At 40.4% G+C, this 16,924-nt stretch carries 12 protein-coding genes; all 12 read right to left on the reverse strand.

Features of this window, described 5'->3' with window-relative positions; all coding sequences use genetic code 11:
* The gene (locus HMPREF1536_RS22665) at window positions 1-1,188 is read right to left on the reverse strand and encodes a hypothetical protein (protein WP_028728188.1); all 1,188 of its coding nucleotides are present in this window, start codon (window positions 1,186-1,188) and stop codon (window positions 1-3) included.
* A 4-nt stretch (window positions 1,189-1,192) separates the two neighbouring features.
* Window positions 1,193-2,722: an MATE family efflux transporter gene (locus HMPREF1536_RS22670; RefSeq protein ID WP_028728189.1), complete on the reverse strand. Its 1,530-nt coding sequence runs from the start codon at window positions 2,720-2,722 to the stop codon at window positions 1,193-1,195.
* 113 nt (window positions 2,723-2,835) lie between these two features.
* Window positions 2,836-3,963 carry a non-hydrolyzing UDP-N-acetylglucosamine 2-epimerase gene (gene wecB / locus HMPREF1536_RS22675; RefSeq protein WP_028728190.1) on the reverse strand — a complete coding sequence of 376 codons (1,128 nt, stop codon included), beginning with the start codon at window positions 3,961-3,963 and terminating at the stop codon, window positions 2,836-2,838.
* Between the two features lie 11 nt (window positions 3,964-3,974).
* Complete coding sequence (locus HMPREF1536_RS22680; protein WP_028728191.1) at window positions 3,975-4,829, reverse strand: SDR family oxidoreductase; 855 nt, start codon at window positions 4,827-4,829, stop codon at window positions 3,975-3,977.
* Between the two features lie 15 nt (window positions 4,830-4,844).
* On the reverse strand, window positions 4,845-5,894 hold the full coding sequence (locus HMPREF1536_RS22685) for a polysaccharide biosynthesis protein (RefSeq protein ID WP_028728192.1): 1,050 nt from the start codon (window positions 5,892-5,894) through the stop codon (window positions 4,845-4,847).
* 291 nt (window positions 5,895-6,185) lie between these two features.
* Entirely contained in the window at window positions 6,186-8,105 is a 1,920-nt protein-coding gene (locus HMPREF1536_RS22690; protein WP_028728193.1) for a UDP-N-acetylglucosamine 4,6-dehydratase family protein, read from the reverse strand.
* A 440-nt stretch (window positions 8,106-8,545) separates the two neighbouring features.
* On the reverse strand, window positions 8,546-10,789 hold the full coding sequence (locus tag HMPREF1536_RS22695) for a GH92 family glycosyl hydrolase (RefSeq protein ID WP_028728194.1): 2,244 nt from the start codon (window positions 10,787-10,789) through the stop codon (window positions 8,546-8,548).
* A gap of 42 nt (window positions 10,790-10,831) precedes the next feature.
* Window positions 10,832-13,006: a family 20 glycosylhydrolase gene (locus HMPREF1536_RS22700; RefSeq protein ID WP_028728195.1), complete on the reverse strand. Its 2,175-nt coding sequence runs from the start codon at window positions 13,004-13,006 to the stop codon at window positions 10,832-10,834.
* Window positions 13,007-13,462: 456 nt separating this feature from the next.
* On the reverse strand, window positions 13,463-13,807 hold the full coding sequence (gene rplT, locus HMPREF1536_RS22705) for a 50S ribosomal protein L20 (RefSeq protein ID WP_022455800.1): 345 nt from the start codon (window positions 13,805-13,807) through the stop codon (window positions 13,463-13,465).
* Window positions 13,808-13,917: 110 nt separating this feature from the next.
* Window positions 13,918-14,115 (reverse strand): 50S ribosomal protein L35, encoded by a 198-nt coding sequence (rpmI, locus tag HMPREF1536_RS22710; RefSeq protein WP_007657083.1) that lies wholly within the window; start codon window positions 14,113-14,115, stop codon window positions 13,918-13,920.
* Between the two features lie 54 nt (window positions 14,116-14,169).
* A complete protein-coding gene (gene infC, locus HMPREF1536_RS22715; protein ID WP_028728196.1) occupies window positions 14,170-14,811 on the reverse strand; it encodes a translation initiation factor IF-3 in 642 nt (213 codons plus the stop codon).
* Between the two features lie 33 nt (window positions 14,812-14,844).
* Entirely contained in the window at window positions 14,845-16,800 is a 1,956-nt protein-coding gene (thrS, locus tag HMPREF1536_RS22720) for a threonine--tRNA ligase (protein ID WP_028728197.1), read from the reverse strand.
* Window positions 16,801-16,924: the final 124 nt, after the last annotated feature.

Genomic DNA, 16,924 nt, shown 5'->3' on the forward strand with positions numbered 1-16,924 from the left:
TTACTTTTCTTTGATAGACTTCAAAATATTAAAAAGCCTAGAGTTCCTTGGGATTAATCTTCTAAAGAAGCTTACAATCTTATATGGTATTACCTGCATACGCATACAAAGAGTTATCTCATTCTTGAAATAAGGATACATCTCAAAATAGTCATGTTTACCATCTGATATTCGCTTCAACATTTGAACGAGATACCAACTTTTGTGCTCACGATAATAGTCTATATCAAACACCTTGCTGTATTTTTCAAGCACTCCAAGAGCATCTATTCCTAAAAGCGTACGTACACATTTCTCACACTTGCCACAATTGTCTCCTTCTTCCAGACAGACATTCAAGTATTTGTATGATGGAGCATATTTTACTACAGACTTCAGCTTTGTCATCCGTGACATGCCTTCACCCTCTGAATATACTCGCAAGTTATGAGTTGATAATAATGGCAATGAAAACATTTCATAACTCCCACAAGAGCTACCGGGCATATCATACAATCTGAATTCGTGATACTTATAACCAGATGAAGCATAATAATAAACTGAATAAAGTTTCTGTAAACAATACACTGCAAACATACTTGAATATGTGTGTGTCTTGAAGTGACTCTGTTTAATCACATCCTGCAAATTAGAATCACTTGTCACAAACTCAAAACCATATTCTTTTGCAAAACGTCTTGGACGTTCCAATCTTACATGGTAAAGATTCTCTGCTTTTTCTCCTTCCCCATGACTACCCACATTATTGAATGTCAAATGGGTGATATTATGCTTTCTGAATTTCATAGTCGTTTGACTTGCAAGGGCATGCATGGAGTCCACACCACACGAAATACCTGTACCAACTGCACCAGCACATGGCAATGATTTAGATGACACATCCGCTGTTATCTGTGGACGATAGAAGTCCTTGTTGTATTGCGCTATGGCATCAAGCAAGTATTTGTCTATATTGTAGTACAAATCTTCAGACAATGGTGCCTCGCTCACAATGTCATAATGGTTGCGCATGGCAAAGTTCAGCACTGCTATAACAAAGGCATCGCCACGTTCATCACAAAGATATTCCTCATATTTCTTGTCAACCTTAAACCATACCTCCTTACGCACACTGTCTATTGTAACATATGCAGAAAGTGTTGCCGTCGTACCATCAACACGTACTTGCGGCTTTTCAATCTTTATCATATTGTTATTTGTTTTTCTTGATTCTATTTAAAATCTTTTCTGTTATAAAGCCTTTTTCTGTTTTGTCAAGGCCAAACTTCCATATTAAGACAATCGATGTCAAGAATCCGACAACAGAATTTGCTATAAATGTCAAAAATGAAGTCTCTACAAAATTGTATATTGAAATTGGTACTACCAACGACAATGCCGATACAGGTAACAAGGGCAACATAATCTTAGCTAAATATGTACGTGCGGGGAAATCATTGTCACGCCTCAAAATTAATACCCTCACAAACAATCCGACAACGGCCAAAACCACCGACAATACAAAAGTACTATAAACAGGCATTTCCATTTTATACAACACATACGTCAAAATGAAAGTTACCAAGAATATTATAGCTATTGCCATTTGATAATTACGTATTTTTCCCGAAGCCAGATTTATTTGTGCAATGGGAACGTATGCAGAACTGATTAACAATTCTATCAACACAAGACGGGTGAACAACACGCAATATTCTGGTACTTGCTTCAACCACCACTGCAAAATGAAGTCTGTATATATAAGAACGGGGGTTGTCAAGACAAACAACAGATAGAACGAAAGTTTGGAAGAAGAGAACACAAGCCTGTACATATGCAGATATTCGCCAGCGGAATAACTCTTGATTATCTGTGGGCGTACTGCTGTCATAAAGTTTGTTACAAAATTATTGATTGCCGCTTGCACTTGTACGGCTATCGCACGAGCCGCATTGAACACAGGACCAAAGAAGATGTTTATCAGTACATTTACGCCTTGTTTACTTAACATATCGCTAATACAACCAAAGAGCATCCATCCAGAGAAGAAGAACATTTTTTTCATCAACTGCACATTCCACTTCCATTGATACTTGCACTTGGTAAAATTTCTGATACAATACACATTATATAAGATACGCATCAGAAGACTTACCCCAAGCGAAAGCAAACCATAAACAATCAGTTTGTTATAAGGAATAACCACAAGCAGATAAACAATCAATAGTTTCAGCACCACCTCTACAATAGAATAATAGGCATATACGCCCATCTGTTCGTTTGCAATTATAGCTGCATTATATGGTGTGCTTATTATACTCACAAACAAAGACAACACTGAGCAATGATACACCCACACAGCAGCATCAAATTGTTCGACAGGAATATTCAGCTTGTTATACACAAACCATAGTCCAACGGTTTCAAGCCCGATTACAGTGACTATGCCTATCAGATAATGGGCATTTACAGCATTGATAAAGACACTCCGCAACCCTTCATCATTGTTCCGCCCCATTTCATAGTTCAAGAAACGTTGCGTACTTGTGGCCATAGATGAGTTGAAGAAACTCAACATGGAAACGATTCCGCCCACAACATTATATATACCGAAATCTTCTACTCCCAGTGTATTCAGTACAACGCGGCTTGTATATAAAGCAACTACCATGCTGAAAAGCATACGGAAGTAAAGGAGAAGTGTGTTCTTTGCTATTCGGGTGTTGTTTGATGTATCTGACATTTATTTTTCTTTCTTTTCCATACCATCTATTGAAACCTACAATAAAATTCGTTTGAGGTTCTTCTTCATCTTGGACATCAACATTGCCAGTGTCCACCTGTAATCTGCATGTATTACGACTTACGCCAAACCATTTTGTTTATAATTCCAACATAACTCTGTATCAATTTAATGACCTTGGCAGATACATTGTTATCAGTATACGCAGGAACAGGACAGGCGTCATCGCCATTGGCATGCATGGCTGTGGCTAGTTCTACTGCTTGACATACAGCCTCAGAGGTTATGCTACCGATGGTAAACACACCTTTGTCCATAGCTTCGGGACGTTCTGTTGATGTGCGGACGCTTACTGCCGGGAACTTGAAGTATGCGCCTTCTTCCGGTACTGTACCAGAATCAGAAACCACACAGAATGCATTTTTCTGCAAATGGTTGTAGTCAAAGAATCCAAGTGGTTGGTTCTGGATGACTCGTGGATCGAACTTGAATCCACGTTTTGCGATCATCTTTTGGCTACGGGGATGGCAACTGTAAAGTATTGGCATATCGTAGGTTTCTGCCATTGCGTTTACTGCATTCATCAATGAGAAGAAGTTTTCCTCAATGTCGATATTTTCTTCACGATGAGCAGAAAGGAGGATATATTTCTTGGGTTGTAAATGCAGACGCTCCAATACATCAGATGCGTCAATCTCCTTTTGACAGGATTTCAATACTTCTGCCATTGGAGAACCTACAACATATGTATATTCTGGTTTTACACCACTCTGAAGTATGTATCGACGAGCGTGCTCCGAATAGCAGAGATTTACATCAGATGTTACGTCTACAATACGGCGTATAACTTCTTCAGGAAGATTTTCATCTTTGCAACGATTACCTGCTTCCATGTGGAAAATAGGTATTTTCAGACGTTTGGCTGCTATAATCGAAAGGCATGAGTTTGTATCACCAAGAACAATCACGGCATCCGGCTTGACTTCTGTCATCAAATTGTATGTCTTGGAGATGACATTACCCATTGTTTCGCCGATATTGTTGCCGACTACTCCTAAATAGTAGTCAGGGGCAGGAAGACCAAGATCTTTGAAAAATACCGCATTGAGGTTATAGTCGTAGTTCTGACCTGTATGTACAAGCACATGGTCGAAATATTTGTCGGACTTTTTAATAATTGCCGACATTTTTATGATTTCAGGACGTGTGCCTACAATGGTCATTAATTTTAACTTTTTCATTATCTGTCTGTTTATTTGAAATAATGAGGATAGAATTCTTTATGAGTGTTTACCCAATCTGCCATTTCCTTGATCTGCTGTTCATAAGAAGGAACAACAAATGAAAAATCGGCACGACGGTGACGGAGAGATTTATCCAACTGGAGCTTGTCACTCGGATTAATTACAATCCTGCCATTACGAAAATATTTGTTGAATAGTCCACAAAGATCAAATTTACTGATACTTTCGTTGTTTACCAAATTGTAAAGCCCTGTAAGATTTTGCTTAACAGCTTCTTCCATAGCCTTGACAAGTGTCAATGTGGTAACACCAGTCCAAATAGCTCCGGTAAAACCATTGATTGAATCTTCCTGTTTCATAAACCAATTGAAAAGCCCTATTCCTTTCTCGTTGATATCCGGCCCTACAATAGAATTACGGAATGTAAGATTCTTATCGTCATTTACTTCTCCGATTACTTTGGAACGATCATAAAAAATCTTTCCATCGGGAAACGAATCTTCATAATAAGGTCCTGTATTACCGGCAAAAATACAATCCGTACTCATATGGATGAGTTTGGTTTTACTTTCTCTCAATGTGTCAGCAATGAAATGCGGAAGAAAACCATTAAGCATCACAGCCATGGATTTGTGGTCTTCTGCATCTTGGTTGAGCACACCGATCGCATTGATCACGATATCAAAGTCATCGCCAAGAATAGCCGCCTTCACCTCTTCCGGTTTCATGGCATCACCGATAATGTTCTTACAGAACGATATCGGACGACGAGTGAAACCTGTTACATCATATCCCTGCTCTTTAAAATAAAGCGATATAACATGTCCAGCCATTCCGCTGGCTCCCAATACAAGTATTTTCATCTATTCTGTTATTTTTCACTGTATGAAATTGCCTTCACCGCTCATTTCGCGCTTAATATATTCCAAAGCGGCAATTTTAGCTTTAGTTTCTTCCAATGTCAGACGATAGGTATTATTTGAATTGAATTCGGTCAGAACATCACGCTTTTCATTTCCCTCTGTAAAGTATTTGTCATAATTAAGTGAGCGATTATCTGCTGGTACTCGGTAAAAATTGCCCATATCCTCAGCTTTGGCACACTCCTCATTGGTGAGTAATGTTTCGTACATCTTCTCACCATGACGGATACCAATGACCTTGATCTCCTCTTTCTTACCACCAAACAATTCACACACAGCCTCTGCCTGAGTTTGGATAGTACAAGCAGGTGCTTTCTGAACGAGAATATCGCCATTCTCGCCATGCTCAAAGGCGAAAAGCACGAGATCTACAGCTTCTTCCAAAGACATGATAAAACGAGTCATTTTCGGTTCAGTAAGAGTTACAGGATTACCATTACGAATCTGGTCAATCCAAAGAGGGATTACAGAACCACGGGAACACATTACGTTGCCATAACGAGTACAGCAAATTTTAGTATTGCCGGAGTAACGACTTTTTGCCACTGCAATCTTCTCTTCGATAGCCTTGGTGATACCCATAGCATTGATAGGATAAGCAGCCTTGTCAGTAGAAAGACAAATTACAGCTTCTACACTAGCTTCGATAGCAGCTGTCAAAACATTATCTGTTCCTATTACATTTGTCCTAACAGCCTCCATTGGAAAAAACTCACAACTTGGCACCTGTTTTAAAGCTGCAGCATGAAAGATATAGTCAACACTGTGCATCGCGTTCTTACATGACCGGAGATTTCGCACATCACCGATGAAAAACTTAATTTTATTTGCAACATCCGGATACTTGGACTGATATTCATGCCTCATGTCATCCTGCTTCTTTTCATCACGTGAGAAAATACGGATTTCACCGATATCAGTACGGAGAAAACGATTTAATACTGCATTACCAAAAGAACCTGTTCCACCAGTAATCATAAGGGTTTTACCTGCAAAAATGCTCATAAGTTTATAGATTTTAATATCTAATTATTTTTTACATTTATTCATCATTCCTTTCCAAACTACCATATTATGGTCACTATAAGATGTTTCCGGAGAATAGCATTCACGACCTTTCAACGATTTCGAATTGCTTTCATCCGAATTTTCAAATCTTTCCCTGGCACAGTGATTATACCACTATAGGAATTAACGCTTGTTGTTTCGAAGTGATTGTTGATCACACGGATGGTAATACCTGCCACTGGGAGCTTCCTGAAAACAAATAAGGAGGGAAAAAATACCAGTAGAATATTATTCAACCTTATCCAACACCTCATACTCCGAATTCCTACTCTTAAATTCCGGTACAATCCCTTTCATATATCTAACTGTTTCCATTTTATCTACTTTTATTGCAAAAGCGATTAAAGGACTCAAGAGTGTACAAATAGCATTATAATCATATTCTCTTACCTGGGCACAATATATCTTGGCGTTATTCGTAGGGAGTGTATTTTCTTTTGTTGCCAAAAGCTCTTCATACAGTTTCTCACCGGGACGAAGACCGGTATATTTTATTTCGATATCTTCACCGGGAGTAAGACCTGCCAGCTCAATCATACGGCGAGCCAAATCAGCGATCTTAACAGGTGTTCCCATATCGAAAACAAATATCTCACTGCCCTTTCCCATAAAAGCAGCCTCAAGTACCAAACGACAGGCTTCCGGGATTGTCATAAAGTAACGAATGATATCCGGATGAGTAACCGTTAAAGGACCTCCTTTCACTAATTGCTCACGGAAACGAGGTATAACAGAACCATTACTACCCAAAACATTCCCAAATCGAGTCGTGATAAAACGAGTTTTCCCGGGATGCAAGCCCTTGCTTATGGCGATACTTAAACTCTGTACATAGATTTCTGCCAGACGTTTGGAAGCCCCCATCACATTTGTAGGATTAACAGCTTTATCAGTAGATATCATTATAAATTTCTCCACATCATACTTAACTGCCATATCTGCTACATTACGAGTGCCATGCACATTCGTATGAACTGCTTCACAGGGGTTTTCCTCCATTAGAGGTACGTGCTTATAAGCAGCTGCATGGAATACATATTGGGGACAGAAACGCTTGAAAACGGACTCTACACGATCAACCATCCGAATGTCTCCCATAATAGGGATGCATTCAAGCCCGGGGAACTTCTCTTCCAATTCCAAACGTATATTATGCATGGGAGTTTCAGCACTATCAAACAAGATCAACTGTTTCAAACCGAATGTACAGAGTTGACGACAAAGCTCACTCCCTATCGAACCGGCAGCTCCGGTAACCAATACCACTTTTCCTTTTAAAGACGCTGCTATCTCATCCATATTAATACAGATTTCTTCACGGCCTAAAAGATCTTCAATACGTACTTCCGGTAAATTACATAGGTTTATTTTACCTTTTTTCAGTTCATCGATAGAAGGAAGCATCAGCATCCGGACTTTTTTCTTTTCGCAATAGCGAACCAGACGTTCACTCTCCTCTTTTACAATTGCATAGTCTGTGAACAAAATAGCCCGAATGTTTTTCTGATTCACTAAACGATTAAACTCAATTTGATTCTTTATTGAAAAAACCTTATACTTTCCTATACGCAATGATTGGCGCTCCCCAAAACGGAGAAAACCCTCCATCTGAAACATTTGCTTATCACATAAAGAAGAATCAAATAATAAGGAAGTGAGATTCTTCCCCTGATAAATCAATAATTTCCCCTGACCGGAAGAAACACTATTTACTATGATTGTATACGATACTATTAAGAGGGCACGCGATATAATAAGTATAGAGAATGTCAGAAATAAATCGATAACAGCTCCTAATACTAGCTCATGCACAGAATAGGTATCGGTAAAGAAATGAAATGATAAAAATAATAATGAGACTTTTATCAAAGACGAGATAGCAAATCTTCCGGTTTCTGTAAAAGCAGAATGTCTGATCACACCTTTATAAGTCTGACAGAAGTAAAAACTTATCAAACTATAAGATAATGATAGGAATAATATATTGAAAAGATTGCGATTGGAAGTCTCCGTTCCTAATATAAACCACAGGAAGGTTAGAGACGTAGAAGTGGAGAGAATTGATAAAAATAGATCAACAGAAAGGATTATCCATCGATTTAAGAATTTAACATGAGAAAACAATTCAATTAAATACCTGGCATTCATCGGATTAAGTTTAATACCATTACACACAGATGTTCGTCAGTCCCAATTGACCAACTACGCATAATGGCTTGATATACTAGTGTTTGCTGTAAAACAGGGTGACTAAAAAAAACGATCGTTTTTTCTAGTCACCCTGTTTTTATAATTTTAGTTAATCCTTGATTATTGCGTAATATTGAATAATTGAACTTATGTATTTAATAAATAGCTAAATAAAAAATTTCAGTCATATTGTATTTCAATAAATATTTAATACCTTTGCGCACATAATAATGACTAGAAAAAACGATCGTTTTTTCTAGTCATTATTATTTTGCAGTATTTTAAAATTTTAGAAGATTTACATTCTGAAACCAGACATATACTTCTGCTTATGAATAAAAAAAGCCCTGAGAAGTTTGTTTCTTCCCAGGGCTTTTGCTTTACTTATTTCTCTTTGTTTATTTATGCGTATCTTCTAAAATAAACTTAAGTGTTCCGGCATTCACCAGTTCCTCCTGAGAAATGGTATAGCCTTTCAACTTCTTTCCTCCGGCGGTTACTTCTTTTATATAGATATCTTCCGGAGTCTGGTGCATAGACTCGATCACCAACTCACCTTTCGGATAGAACTTTTTGTTCAGATCGATGATAACCTTGTTGAAGGTCGGTGAAGTAAGTACGTAATCCATATCTCCCGGGCAAGCTGGATAGAATCCCATCATTGAGAATACAGCCCAGGTAGACATTGTACCGGTATCATCATTTCCGGGAAGGCCGTTCGGAGCGTTATGGTAATACTTGCTTAACAGCTCGCGGACTGTTTTCTGTGTACGCCATGCTTCACCTTTAAAGTAACTGAACAGGTAAGGATAAGCAATATCCGGTTCGTTAGCCATATCGTAATGACCTTCATCGAATACCATTTGCAGTTTATCGACAAATTTCTTCTGACCGCCCATCAGCTTAACCAGCCCGGGGATATCGTGAGGCACATAGAATGTATAGTTCCAGGCACTTCCTTCATGGAAACCGGGGTTAGGTTCAAAGTTTTCACCTTGTTTCGGATTAAAAGGTGAATAGAATGTTCCGTCAGGCAAGATCGGACGAAGGGTACCGAACTCTTTACTATAATAATGTTTATAGCCCATTGAACGATCATAGAACAACTTGGCATCCTCTTTCTTTCCCAATGCTTTGGCAAACTGAGAAAGGTTCCAGTCGGCAATATAATATTCCAGTGCATGAGAAACGGAATTATCATACTGTTCGCGCAGAGGAACATATCCTTTACTCATATAATCATTATTGTCCGGACGAAGCAGGTTGAACTCACCGGGAGTAGTAGCTCCTTTACGCATCGCTTCGTAAGCTGTTTCAACATCGAAGTCACGCAGACCGCGCATCCAGGCATCTACTATATAAGGTATGGAAGGATCGCCTTCCATCGTCAAGGTTTCGCGTCCGTAGAGTTCCCATTTGGGCAACCAGCCGCTTTCCTTATACATATCGACCATCGTACGAATAATATCCAACTGACGTTCGGGGAAAAGCAACGTCATCAACGTGCTTACATTACGATACGTATCCCACAAGGAGAAAACTGTGTAGCGATTGCCTGTCGTATGACCGACTTTCAAACTTTCCATCATCGGGTATTCGCCGTTTACATCCTGAATGATATTCGGATGGATCAGCAGGTGATAAAGTGCTGTATAGAAGATCGTCTTATCATCTTTTGAACCTCCTTCAACTTTAACGCGCGACAGGTCGTTGTTCCACATCGTGCTTGCAGCAGCTTTAACCTTGTCGAAGTTGAAATCGGGCTGCTCGGTATTCATGTTCAAACGAGCATTTTCGATACTGACGAAAGAGACGCCCATCTTTACTTCGATGGCTTCATTTTCCTCTGTATCATAGGTAAGCCATACACCAATATCATCACCGCTCATTTCACGGTTGTATTTGGTATAGAGTTTATATTTACCGGAATAGATATCCCATTCGGCTTCTACCCCCTTCATTTCACGTTGTTTCTTCCAGTATCCTATCTGCTTGGGAGCTTTGCTTACCTTCATGACGAAATAGATCGGGAAAACGGCCTGGGGATTATAACAGAATGTTCCCAGCAACTTGCTTCCTTCAATCTCCGTATCACTGACCATACGGACAGTTGCTCCGGTTTCGTTTGTTAGTCCTTCACCTAGATTAAGCAGTATATTACCCTGCCCTTTCGGGAAAGTAAAACGGCTCAATCCTGTACGCATACTGGCTGTTGCTTCAGCTTTAATATTGTATTTGGTCAGGACGTTGCTATAATATCCCGGATGGGCGGTTTCATCTTTGTACTTACTACCGTATTGCTTGTAGTCCACATTCAATTCGCCGGCTGTAGGCATTAACAGGAGACTTCCCAGTTCAGGACAACCTACTCCACTCAGGTTTACATGGGCAAACCCTGTAAAGAAATCGTTGTCGGAGGAATAAGGAGTCGACCACCATTGGCTGTCTTTATCGAAACGGTTACTCTCCGATCCCATCACATTGAATGGAGTGACACTCATCATACCCTGCGGACAGATGGCGCCGGGATTCGTCGTCCCGTAATTGCTCGTCCCGATAAAAGGGTTTACATAATCTACCGGCTGTTGTGCTGCCGCCATCAGGCTACCACACAGCAGGAGGCTCATTACTTGCTTCTTCATTCTTGATTTATTTAGTTAATAATTTAAATATATACTGTTTAGTTACCATACGACAATTTCATCGACAAAGATAAATCCCTTGTTGGCTTCATCTGCTTTCAAACGGACATAACGGGCTTTCCAGTCACCACAGAAGGTATATTCCTGAAAAGAAAGTTCCGGATCTTTATTAGAAATAGTAGTCGGAATAAGACCTTGCGAAGTGAAGTTAGTTCCATCTTCAGAAGTTAGCAACTCCACACTGGCCGGTTGATACACTCCCGGGCCGATCAGTTGCATAAAACGGGCAGAGACTTTGTGGATATCGGTCACCTCTTCCATATCGATCACGCAATCCAGGTCATTCAGATAACCTTGCCAACGACCATCCAAATATGTGAGTCCGCCACGGTATCCGTCGAGCAGAGCATTCATTCCTCCGGCCATATAACCCGGATACAACTTACTATTATAATGTATAGGTTTGTTGATTGCACGGTGATAATCGACTTTCTTCTCAGTCGGAGTACCCTGCAATTCTCCATTTTTAAAGATTGCCGCTTTGATATAAGCAGAATCCTTTACCATGATCATGCCATCATAAAGGGAAGAAGAGGCAGTCGGAACTGCTCCGTCTGTTGTATAACGAATTTCAGCCGGATACTTTTCGGCATCCAGGAAGACTTCGATCTGCTTATTGACGGTATCGACCTTCATCGTCACTTCAAGTTCGTCGGAAAGGGTAAATGTATTAATACCCATTTGCTGCAATTTAACGATATGGGCATTCATACGCGGTTTGAAGTCATCCCATTCACGCTTTTCCTGCGGCGACCAGGCAATCTCGGCAAGCGCCAAAGCACGAGGGTACATCATATATTCCAGATGTTTTTTATCCGGGATATATTCTGTCCAGGTATTAGCCTGAACTCCCATGATATGTTTACTTTCTTCAACAGTAAGCGAATCAACCGGAATCGGGTTATAACTATACACTTTCTTGATCGGAGTATATCCGCCAATGGCATACGGCTGGGTTTTAGGATCCGCCTGATAAAAGTCGAAATACATATAATTACCTGGCGTCATAATAACATCATGTCCCATACGGGCAGACTTGATCCCACCACTTTCACCACGCCAGGACATAACGGTTGCTTCAGGAGCCAAACCGCCTTCAAGTATCTCATCCCAACCGATCAGTTTACGGTCTTTAGAGATCAGGTAATCTTCCGCTTTATGGATCATGTAGCTCTGAAGTTCGTCTACACTCTTCATGCCGTTCTTTTTCATCAAAGCCTGGCATTTCGGACAGGTTTTCCAGGCGCCTTTACCAGCTTCGTCACCACCGATATGGATATATTCTGAAGGGAACAGCTCGATCACTTCATCCAATACATCTTCCATAAAAGTAAATGACTTAGGATTACCGATACAGAAATCACCATTCTTATAAGGAACACCAGAGCAACTCAATTCCGGATAAGCGAATAATACCTCCTCCGAGTGTCCGGGAAATTCTATTTCCGGTATTACATTAATATGTTTAGATGCAGCATAAGCTACGATGGCACGGATATCGTCTTTCGTATAATAACCGCCATAAGCACCCGGAGTTCCCTCGGGTAAATATTGACGGTCTTTTCCATCCCACCATTTCCTCCAGTCGGATTCCGTACGAAAAGCAGCTTCTGTTGTCAACTTTGGATATTTATCCATCTGGATACGCCAACCACCGGCATCAGTAAGATGAAGGTGAAGATTATTCAATTTGTAAAAAGACATTACATCCATCAGTTTGAATACCTCTTCTTTCGGGAAGAAATGGCGCGACACATCCAGATGCATTCCCCGGTATTTGAAACGGGGCTCGTCCTGTATAGCCACATAAGGGAAGCCCTGGGGAGAAAATAACTGCCGGAGTGTCTGTTCCCCATAGAACAAGCCTGCTTCGGTAGCCGCTTTCAGGTCGATCCCTTTTTCATTAACTATAAGCTGATATCCTTCCGGATTTCCACCTATCGACTCATCCACGGTAAAGTGGACATTTGCTGGTTTTTCCGCAGAAAAGACGGCTGCACTGTCAGCTTTAAAAAAGCCTCCGGATGCACTAACCTGTGTGGGTAGCGGAATTATATTCAGTTGCACAGTCTCTTTCGGAGAACAGGCAACAAAAAATAAAGAACACGCTACGGCGACACCCGTTATCGTCATGCGCGATTGTTTTGGCAACAACATAATAATCAGTTTTTGTGTATTTATTCTTGGTGCGGTAAATATACAAAGAAAAAGGGAAAATCCCGTAAGAGATTTTCCCTTTATATGAGAAGAAAGCCGCACCGTAGATATGAACAAACTCCGTATGACAGGATTTGAGTGCTTTGCCACCTTTGTAATCCGCTGTGCGATGCATGCCCCGAAGGGTGCGGCCCGCCATTAGCGACAAGAGCTTTGTCTCGGAATTAAAATAAACTGATGAGTTTCCCAATCGAACAAGTGCGGCTAACTCATTTTTCTTATTACAAAGATATGTAAAGGCTTTGAATTATCCAAACAAAATGTAGAGTATTTGCCTTTAAATATTGAATAAAAAAGTAAACTCTCACTGTTTCAGAACGTATGAATTGTAAAAAGTAAACAAAAAAAGAGCCCTCTAATGAGGACTCTTCTCCTATTGACATTATGATATATCAATTACTTTACTTTAGCAACGATTGCTTTGAAAGCTTCCGGATGGTTTACAGCCAGGTCGGCCAACACTTTACGGTTGATTTCAATACCTGCAGCGTGTAAAGCTCCCATCAAACGAGAGTAAGACATACCTTCCAGACGTGCAGCAGCGTTGATACGCTGGATCCACAATGCGCGGAAGTTACGTTTCTTGTTACGACGGTCACGGAAAGCATAAGTCAAACCTTTTTCCCAGGTATTCTTTGCTACGGTCCACACATTCTTACGTGCACCATAATAACCTCTGGTAAGTTTTAAAATCCGTTTTCTTTTTGCTCTTGAAGCAACATGATTTACTGATCTAGGCATAATTCTAATCTGTTTTGAATGTTAGCGCCATCTTAATTATTTGATGATCTTACTTGCTAAATACATTCGGTTAATAAAAATCTTTGTAAAACTCGCTTAATTTAAGAAGATTACTTCATGCCAAGCATTAGCTTAACACTGTTTACATCAACAGTGGCAACAAGGCCAGTGTGAGTAAGGTTTCTCTTAGCTTTTTTAGTCTTCTTAGTCAAAATGTGACTTTTAAAAGCGTGTTTTCTTTTGATTTTTCCTGTTCCGGTAAGGGCGAACCTCTTTTTGGCACCGGAATTAGTCTTCATCTTAGGCATTTTCCAATTTTGTTTTAATTATTAAACTTGACACCCTCTAACGGGCGGTTTTTCTTATTCTTCATTTTCGTTAGCCTCAGACTCAGTCTTAGGCTTCAGAGTTATAACTTTCTTCACCACAGGTTTTGCAGGTCCTGCTGCATTTGCCGGTTTCGGAGCAGCTGCCGGAGCTCCTGCTTTTTTAGGTGTCAGCATGATGATCATACGTTTCCCTTCCAACACAGGTAATTGCTCTACCTTACCATACTCTTCCAGATCATTGGCAAAACGAAGTAACAAAACTTCTCCCTGCTCTTTGAAAAGAATGGAACGTCCTTTAAAGAACACATACGCTTTAACCTTTGCTCCTTCTTCCAGAAATCCTTTGGCATGTTTCAACTTAAAGTTATAATCATGATCGTCAGTCTGAGGTCCGAAACGAATCTCCTTCACTACAACCTTAACTGACTTCGCTTTTTGCTCTTTCTGTCTTTTCTTTTGCTGATAGAGGAATTTCTGGTAATCGGTTACTCTACAAACGGGGGGCGCAGCATTGGGTGAAATTTCTACCAGGTCAAGTGCCAGATCTTCGGCAATTTTTAATGCCTGAGAGATCGGGTATACTCCCGGTTCTACATTGTCACCTACTAAACGAACTTCACGAACACGAATACGTTCGTTGATTCTGTACTGTTCTTTCAGATTGTCATTCTTCATTCAAAAAGATTTATTCTCCTCGTTATTAGTTATTTATTGTTTACTTTTTTGCCAACGATTCATCATTTCCTCTACTTCATCGTTTAAAAGCGCTGCAAAGGTAGTAATTTTCATCGAACCTTTATCACCTTCGCCCTGTTTTCTTACAGAAACTTCATTATTTTCTGCTTCTTTCTCTCCTACAATGAGCATATAAGGAATACGTTTCAATTCGTTATCACGAATCTTACGACCAATTTTCTCGTTTCTGTCGTCTACCAATACACGGATATCCTGCTCTTCCAACTGACGGGCGATATCCCATGCATAGTCATTGAACTTCTCACTGATAGGCATGATACATACCTGATCCGGAGTCAGCCACAACGGGAATTTACCACCGGTATGCTCAATCAGTACAGCAACAAAACGTTCCATTGAACCGAATGGCGCACGGTGTATCATTACCGGACGATGTTTTTTATTGTCTTCGCCTGTATATTCCAGTTCGAAACGTTCCGGCAGGTTATAGTCTACCTGGATAGTACCTAACTGCCAGCGACGACCGATCGCATCTTTCACCATAAAGTCCAGCTTCGGACCGTAGAAAGCTGCTTCACCATATTCGATCTTTGCCTTCAGGCCTTTTTCCTGACATGCTTCGATAATGGCTGTTTCCGCTTTTTCCCAGTTGTCTTCCGAACCGATATATTTATCTCTGTTCACTTTATCACGCAAGGAAATCTGAGCTTCGAAGTTTTCAAAGTCAAGCGCCTTGAAAATGATAAAGATAATATCCATTACTTTCAGGAACTCATCTTTCAGCTGATCCGGACGACAGAACAAGTGAGCATCATCCTGGGTAAAACCACGTACTCTTGTCAGACCATGCAACTCACCACTCTGTTCATAACGATATACGGTACCGAACTCTGCAAAACGAAGAGGCAGGTCTTTGTATGAACGTGGGAATGATTTGAAAATCTCACAATGGTGAGGGCAGTTCATCGGTTTCAACAAGAATTCTTCACCTTCTTGCGGAGTATGAATCGGCTGGAATGAATCTTTACCGTATTTTGCATAGTGGCCAGAAGTCACATACAACTGTTTAGCCCCGATATGTGGAGTCATTACCTGCTGATAACCATATTTCTTCTGAATACGTTTCAGGAAGTCTTCCAGTTTCAGGCGCAACTGAGTACCGCGAGGCAACCACAAAGGCAAACCCGCACCTACAGCAGTAGAAAATGTAAACAATTCAAGTTCTTTACCGATCTTACGGTGGTCACGTTTTTTAGCTTCTTCCAATAACGCCAGATATTCATCCAGCATTTTCTTTTTCGGGAAGGTTATACCATACAAACGAACCAACTGTTTACGTTTTTCGTCGCCACGCCAGTAAGCACCGGCTACGCTCAAAATCTTAACAGCCTTCAAATAAGAAGTGTTAGGCAAGTGCGGACCGCGACACAAGTCTGTGAAAGCACCTTGCGTATAGGTAGTAATTGTACCGTCTTCCAATTCGCCGATCAACTCGGTCTTATATTCTTCACCTCTGTCACCGAACATTTTCATGGCATCTGCCTTGGTAATGTCCTGACGTTTGATTTCTTCTTTTCTGGCAACCAGTTCCAGCATTTTTGCCTCAATAGCAGCAAAATCACCTTCTTTGATTGTAGCTTCACCCGGATCCACATCATAGTAGAATCCATTTTCAATAGCCGGACCGATACCGAACTTAATGCCCGGATACAGTTCCTGCAATGCTTCAGCCATTAAGTGAGCACTCGAGTGCCAGAAAGCATGCTTACCTTCTTCATCATCCCACTTAAGCAAGTTAACTGTTGAATCTTTAGTAATAGGACGAGATAAGTCCCAGGTTTCCCCATTCACACTTGCGGCCAAAACTTCCTGAGCCAAACGAGAACTTATGCTTTCTGCGATCTGCATAGCAGTAGTTCCTTCAGCATATTCTCTTACGGAATTATCCGGAAATGTAATCTTTATCATAATCTGTTCTCTATAATTCTTTTTAATTAGGATGCAAATTTAGCATTCTTTTTCGTAAAATAATCCTTTTGCGCCAAAAGATATATGCTTTAAACCCAAAACAGACATGTTTTGTTGGCAAAGC

Origin of the sequence: Parabacteroides gordonii MS-1 = DSM 23371, assembly GCF_000969825.1 — a bacterium.
Lineage (GTDB): Bacteria > Bacteroidota > Bacteroidia > Bacteroidales > Tannerellaceae > Parabacteroides > Parabacteroides gordonii.

What these genes read in the sequence shown, in the direction of transcription:
- HMPREF1536_RS22695 (WP_028728194.1), bottom strand. Translation starts at nt 10,789, where the DNA reads ATGAAGAAGCAAGTAATGAGCCTCCTGCTGTGTGGTAGCCTGATGGCG.
- thrS (WP_028728197.1), bottom strand. Translation starts at nt 16,800, where the DNA reads ATGATAAAGATTACATTTCCGGATAATTCCGTAAGAGAATATGCTGAA.
- infC (WP_028728196.1), bottom strand. Translation starts at nt 14,811, where the DNA reads ATGAAGAATGACAATCTGAAAGAACAGTACAGAATCAACGAACGTATT.
- rplT (WP_022455800.1), bottom strand. Translation starts at nt 13,807, where the DNA reads ATGCCTAGATCAGTAAATCATGTTGCTTCAAGAGCAAAAAGAAAACGG.
- rpmI (WP_007657083.1), bottom strand. Translation starts at nt 14,115, where the DNA reads ATGCCTAAGATGAAGACTAATTCCGGTGCCAAAAAGAGGTTCGCCCTT.
- HMPREF1536_RS22690 (WP_028728193.1), bottom strand. Translation starts at nt 8,105, where the DNA reads ATGAATGCCAGGTATTTAATTGAATTGTTTTCTCATGTTAAATTCTTA.
- HMPREF1536_RS22685 (WP_028728192.1), bottom strand. Translation starts at nt 5,894, where the DNA reads ATGAGCATTTTTGCAGGTAAAACCCTTATGATTACTGGTGGAACAGGT.
- HMPREF1536_RS22665 (WP_028728188.1), bottom strand. Translation starts at nt 1,188, where the DNA reads ATGATAAAGATTGAAAAGCCGCAAGTACGTGTTGATGGTACGACGGCA.
- wecB (WP_028728190.1), bottom strand. Translation starts at nt 3,963, where the DNA reads ATGAAAAAGTTAAAATTAATGACCATTGTAGGCACACGTCCTGAAATC.
- HMPREF1536_RS22670 (WP_028728189.1), bottom strand. Translation starts at nt 2,722, where the DNA reads ATGTCAGATACATCAAACAACACCCGAATAGCAAAGAACACACTTCTC.
- HMPREF1536_RS22680 (WP_028728191.1), bottom strand. Translation starts at nt 4,829, where the DNA reads ATGAAAATACTTGTATTGGGAGCCAGCGGAATGGCTGGACATGTTATA.
- HMPREF1536_RS22700 (WP_028728195.1), bottom strand. Translation starts at nt 13,006, where the DNA reads ATGTTGTTGCCAAAACAATCGCGCATGACGATAACGGGTGTCGCCGTA.